Origin of the sequence: Streptomyces sp. NPDC018964, from assembly GCF_044390325.1 — a bacterium.
In the GTDB taxonomy this organism is placed as follows: domain Bacteria; phylum Actinomycetota; class Actinomycetes; order Streptomycetales; family Streptomycetaceae; genus Streptomyces.
The window spans coordinates 1-1,550 of record NZ_JBIRYZ010000071.1 but is presented as its reverse complement, the minus strand read 5'-3'; the positions used below and the strand labels follow the sequence as shown (position 1 = coordinate 1,550).

1 protein-coding gene is annotated in these 1,550 nt (G+C 69.5%); it reads left to right on the top strand.

Annotation, left to right across the window (positions count from 1 at the left end):
- The first annotated feature begins 263 nt into the window (after window positions 1–263).
- Window positions 264–1,481, top strand: coding sequence for an IS110 family transposase (locus tag ACH5AO_RS37240; RefSeq protein ID WP_398932573.1), 1,218 nt, complete (start codon window positions 264–266; stop codon window positions 1,479–1,481).
- Window positions 1,482–1,550: the final 69 nt, after the last annotated feature.

Genomic DNA, 1,550 nt, shown 5'->3' with positions numbered 1-1,550 from the left:
CCCCGTTATGTTCTTCGCGGTCCTGCAAGAGGGCCGCTGGCCTCCGGGCCCGGCATGACTGTGTCCCCCTGTCGAAGGCATGACCTGGGGGGTGGTGTCACCGGGCCCGGGAGGTGCCGTCGGAGACGCTGATCAGAGGTCCGGCCACCACCCGGTCCGGCGCAACGCCGGACAGCTCGCGGGCGGCAGGTCTGCATAACGTGGATGCGCGCGTACGACACCACTGCCGAGGCCGGCACGTTCAACTCCCGCGGAAGGACACGATGTTCGACACCGAAGACGTAGGCGTGTTCCTCGGCCTGGACGTCGGCAAGAGCGCTCATCACGGCCATGGGCTCACCCCGGCCGGGAAGAAGGTCCTCGACAAGCAGCTGCCCAACAACGAGCCGAAACTGCGGGCCGTCTTCGACAAGCTGACCGCCAAGTTCGGCACCGTCCTGGTCATCGTGGACCAGCCCGCCTCCATCGGCGCCCTCCCGCTCACCGTGGCCCGCGACGCGGGCTGCAAGGTCGCCTACCTGCCGGGACTTGCCATGCGCCGGATCGCCGACCTGTATCCGGGCGAGGCGAAGACCGACGCGAAGGACGCCGCGGTGATCGCGGACGCGGCCCGCACCATGCCGCACACCCTGCGCTCGCTGGAACTGACCGACGAGATCACCGCCGAACTCACCGTCCTCGTCGGCTTCGACCAGGACCTCGCGGCCGAGGCCACCCGCACCAGCAACCGGATACGCGGCCTGCTCACCCAGTTCCACCCCAGCCTCGAACGCGTCCTCGGCCCACGGCTCGACCACCAGGCTGTCACCTGGCTCCTGGAGCGTTACGGATCCCCGGCCGCCCTGAGAAAAGCCGGACGCCGCAGACTCGTCGAGCTCATCCGGCCCAAGGCCCCACGCATGGCCCAGCGGCTGATCGACGACGTCTTCGACGCGCTCGACGAACAGACCGTCGTCGTGCCCGGCACCGGCACCCTCGACATCGTCGTGCCCTCCCTGGCCGCCTCGCTCGCCGCCGTCCACACCCAGCGCCGGGCCCTGGAAGCCCAGATCAACGACCTGCTGGAGGCGCACCCTCTTTCCCCGGTCCTGACGTCGATGCCCGGCGTCGGCGTCAGGACCGCCGCCGTCCTGCTGGTCACCGTCGGCGACGGCACCAGCTTCCCCACCGCCGCCCACCTCGCCTCCTACGCCGGCCTCGCCCCGACCACGAAGTCGTCGGGCACCTCCATCCACGGCGAACACGCACCCCGAGGCGGAAACCGGCAGCTCAAACGCGCCATGTTCCTCTCCGCCTTCGCCTGCATGAACGCCGACCCCGCCTCCCGCACCTACTACGACCGCCAGCGAGGCCGCGGCAAAACCCACACCCAAGCCCTCCTCCGCCTCGCCCGCCAACGCATCAGCGTCCTGTTCGCCATGCTCCGCGACGGCACCTTCTACGAACCGCGCACGCCCACGGACGTTGAGCTCGCCGCATGACCCCAGCAAGACCAAATAACCCCAAAACCGACAGGGGTGCCTTGACGAAGGACATAGAGGCACCCCCCC

Excerpts from the sequence above, each read along its gene's own strand:
- ACH5AO_RS37240 (WP_398932573.1), top strand. The coding sequence starts at position 264 with ATGTTCGACACCGAAGACGTAGGCGTGTTCCTCGGCCTGGACGTCGGC.